General features: G+C 47.3%; 3 protein-coding genes and 2 pseudogenes. All 5 read right to left on the bottom strand.

Annotation, left to right across the window (positions count from 1 at the left end; genetic code table 11):
* Positions 1 to 735: pseudogene (locus ACWA6V_RS18360) on the bottom strand (hypothetical protein); the annotation flags it as partial.
* Between the two features lie 181 nt (positions 736 to 916).
* Positions 917 to 1,621, bottom strand: a complete 705-nt coding sequence (locus tag ACWA6V_RS18355) for a methyl-accepting chemotaxis protein (RefSeq protein ID WP_449523852.1) — start codon at positions 1,619 to 1,621, stop codon at positions 917 to 919.
* A gap of 42 nt (positions 1,622 to 1,663) precedes the next feature.
* A complete protein-coding gene (locus ACWA6V_RS18350; protein ID WP_449523851.1) occupies positions 1,664 to 2,839 on the bottom strand; it encodes a Cache 3/Cache 2 fusion domain-containing protein in 1,176 nt (391 codons plus the stop codon).
* Between the two features lie 174 nt (positions 2,840 to 3,013).
* Complete coding sequence (locus ACWA6V_RS18345; RefSeq protein ID WP_449523850.1) at positions 3,014 to 3,523, bottom strand: hypothetical protein; 510 nt, start codon at positions 3,521 to 3,523, stop codon at positions 3,014 to 3,016.
* A 162-nt stretch (positions 3,524 to 3,685) separates the two neighbouring features.
* Positions 3,686 to 4,007, bottom strand: a pseudogene (locus ACWA6V_RS18340) (aminotransferase); the annotation flags it as partial.

Below are 4,007 nucleotides of genomic sequence, written 5' to 3'. Positions count from 1 at the left end.
ACGCCACGCCACGGCTGCAAGGGCCCCGGCGCCACCGCCTGGCTGGAGGGCCTCGGCCTGCCGATTCCGCCGACCTCCAACAGCTGGCTGCCGCTCGACGGTGGCGGCCTGATCGCCCCCCTCGGCTTCACCCAGTACCTGGCCTATCGGACGGCTGACAAGCTTGCCGCGCATATCCGGAATGATGCAGAAACTACAGGAGTGGTTGCAGCCTTCTGAAATTTTCAGATAAGCATAGTGACGCGGGGTCAGCTTGATACCTTGCGGTGGCACCAGATCAGTAAAAGGGTTGTGGGTTGGGTTCGGTGGCAAGTGTTCGTGTACCTGCGACAATACCTCTTCATAGGCATGAGCGCCGGTAATCCCCAATACATTCGGGTGAACCTGAATAATTTCATCTTTCTTGGCACCCAAACAGCCAGTGACCAGCACTTTGCCATTTTCGGCCAGGGCTTCACCAATCGCCCCCAAAGACTCCTGCACGGCACTATCGATAAAACCACAGGTATTCACGATCACCATATCGGCATCGTTGTAGGTGGGCACAATGTTGTAGCCTTCCATGCGCAGCTGGGTGAGGATCCGCTCGGAATCCACCAGATTTTTAGGGCAGCCGAGCGACACAAAACCGATGGTATTTCCCTTGCTACTGGCGATCAGCGACTGGCTGGCGAGCGATTTGGCGGGGGCATCCAAGGTGGTAGTTTGCGACGGGTCGAAGGTATTTACGGTCATAGTGTCTCGTGAGAATACTGGTACAAATGGAGGGGCTTAAAAAAGTGGGCGGATTGTACCTGAAGTCGGCAAAACTTCCATCCAATATCGATTAAAAAATAGCCAGAAAAGCGCCTGTCGTGGAAATACAGGCTGTTGGGCGAGCCAATGGCAAACTCATCGCCCATCGCTAGCGCTGAGATCAAGCCTTATAGCTCGACAACTGTCGTTTGATTTCCTCCGTTAGTTGCGAGACTTCCTCGGCTGAGCGCAGAGTTTCTTGTATGCGTTGATGGTTTTTATCGCTATTGTTGTTGATTCGGGTAATGTTGCTATTAATGTCTTCTGCAACTTTACTCTGCTCGCGTACAGAGGTCGAAATTTCCTGATTCAAGCCACTGAGCTGTGAAACTGCCGACAATACTTGCTGGATCGATTTTCCTGATCCATCGGCCGCCGTAACGTTTGCATGCACCTGATCTTCTGCGAGCCGCATCTGTTCGGAAGCATTAATCGAATTCTCCTGAAAGCGTTTCACCATCTTATCAACCTCTGCAGTAGAGGCTTGGGTACGGCTAGCCAATGAGCGAACCTCATCGGCCACTACCGCAAAGCCACGGCCTTGTTCGCCAGCGCGCGCCGCTTCAATGGCCGCATTCAATGCCAACAAATTGGTTTGCTCCGCAATCGAACGGATCACATTCAGCACCGCACCAATTTCATTGGTCGCATCGGCCAGCGCTTCAATCCCATGAGCAGCTTGCTCAATATTGGTTGCCAGTGTTTGGGTGGAATCAATCGTCTCGCGCAGATTGCGATATCCCTGTTCCGATTCCTGTTTAGCCTGATCTGCCGCTTGCGCAACACTATCGGCATTATTGGCGACCTGCTCGGCCGAGGTGCTCATTTCATAAATGGCGCTGGCGATACTATTAATTTCCTGGCTTTGCTACTCTCCTGCCTGATTGGATTCAGCGGCAATGGTTTTTAATTGATTTGCCGACGCAAATAATTGGTTGGTTGCACTCGCTACCGAGTTGATGGTTTTTTGCAAACGATCCATCAAGCTATCAAAACCATTTGCCAAATCCGCCAGCTCATCACTGCCAGAGGAATTAAAGCGCAGTGTCAAATCACCTTCGCCATTCACTATATCGTGCAAACGCTGGGTGGTTTTATGCAGGGGTTTAATAATTACCGCCTGAATTAATTGATACACAATTATTACCATCACCAAACCACCCAGCAAAATAATTAAGGCCGTTTTGAGCGATGCCGATGCCACCATCCCATCAACTTCATCATTGGAATAAGCGGTAATGATTTCGTATTTCCAGGGACCAAAAATTTTGCTATCTAACTGCCAACCGGATGTTTGGCCTGAAAGAATAGCGGTTACCTCCTCCGGTGTGATGTTGTCTGAATGTACTCTTATTGCACCGAGGTTATCGCGAATCGCCACAAAACCTTTGCGCAGTACGCGGCTTTTTTGCACGGCCGCAAACAGCTCCTGCAAATCGGCTTTATAGCCGACATACCAAACGCCGATGGTATTAGATGATGTATCAGTAATTGGTTCATAACCGGTGAGATAGGGGCTGCCCAAAATATCGACCAAACCATAAAACGATTTACCCTGCTGGATTTCTTTAATCGCAGCACCTTGCGGAGCTAAAACAGTTCCGGTCGCGCGACCAGTAGGCGTCATAACATTGGTGGAGATGCGCACATAATCAGCACCATCGCGCGAAAAAATTGTCGCCGTGCCGCCCATGATGCCAGTGACTTTATCGACCAGCTCGAATTGATTACCGATAGGTGTATCGCCCAATAATAGCTCGGGCACATCGCGGTCATTCACCCGAATTTTTTCACCCTGTACCGGACTGCCGAACTGCGCACCATAATCGCGCAACAATGCCATACTACTTTTAACGCGCTCAGCCATAATCGCGTCTATAACCCCCAACAAGCGCAACGACTCTTTACTAATGCGTTCACTTTCTGCACTCGCCTGCTCTCGCACGGCACGACTCTCAAAAATATAAAACGTAATCGCAGAAAGAATCAGACCGCCAAACACAATCACAGCCAAAGCGACCATGAATTTTTTAGTAATGGACATAAAAAAACACCCCCGATATACCTACTCAATTGAATCTCTTTAAATAACTACAATTAATTTATTCTAGCTGGAGATAGGGGTTTTACTACTCATGACAATTTGATATCACTGCCTCTGAGATGGCAAATGACCAAGAAGGGAATTAAAAATTTAGACTACGCAGGGAGGCTGCCATTACATCCGTTCAACTTCAACAAATTCACTATAAAGACCATCAACATCAAATACGGCAATTTTAAACTCATATTCACCGTGCAAGCCATTCAAGTAATAAGTGGCCGCACCTTTATCACTAATAATAATGCTTGTGAAATAGCTATCAATTTCTCGTTTATAACGCAACTCATAACCCCCTATTTCACCAATATCCATATAGTCACCATTCACACGCTGATTCGGTGTAACCCAGTGGATTTCTACAACATTTTTCTCAGAGGATGCAGCGCTACTGGAAACATCAGAGGCAATACTAGAACCCGGAGGTGAAGTTGTCGATGACAGAGAGCTATTAGCTACAAGCGAAGATACCGCACGGGAGCTTTGCCCTACATAGCTTGTGCTGGTCGTACCCGCACTACCACTCCCACCACCACAAGCACCCAGAGTGAGCCCGGCCACAACAACCATTGTCGTTGAATAGCGCTTAAAAAAGGGCGTTTTTAGCCCAAAATTGATAAATAGCATCTAATTAACACCTCAATAAATATCACACTCATTCACTCGATGTTATTTAAATGTTACATTAATCTTTGAACATTAATTTTAATAACACAAATAACAATCAGTGCAGACACCTATTAATTATAATTATTTACAATGCCATTTTATTAAAAGCACTACTCAATTTTACAATCCATTACCTCCCGAAGGAATATTTTTCAAAATACTATTCAAAGCCTGGATAATCACTACTTTACGCGCACCTATATTCATCCGCATAAAACCGCTACCTCCCTCACCAAATACCGTTCCGGGATTCATACCCACTTTACATGTGCGTACAAAAAAATCGCGCAGCTGTGCATCACCCATCCCCAACCCCCTGCAATCGAGCCACAACAAATAAGTCGCTTCGGGCTTTATCAATTTTATCTGTGGAATTTCCCGTGCGATAAAATCGGCGGCAAAATCCCGCGTCTCCTCCAAATACCGCATCAAAGCATCCAAC

The sequence above is a fragment of the Cellvibrio sp. genome (genome assembly GCF_053579595.1).
This window is presented reverse-complemented; position numbering and strand designations above follow the sequence as displayed.

Bases quoted from the DNA above. Each gene is read 5' to 3' on its own strand.
- ACWA6V_RS18355 (WP_449523852.1), bottom strand. From the start codon at position 1,621: ATGAGCACCTCGGCCGAGCAGGTCGCCAATAATGCCGATAGTGTTGCG.
- ACWA6V_RS18350 (WP_449523851.1), bottom strand. From the start codon at position 2,839: ATGTCCATTACTAAAAAATTCATGGTCGCTTTGGCTGTGATTGTGTTT.
- ACWA6V_RS18345 (WP_449523850.1), bottom strand. From the start codon at position 3,523: ATGCTATTTATCAATTTTGGGCTAAAAACGCCCTTTTTTAAGCGCTAT.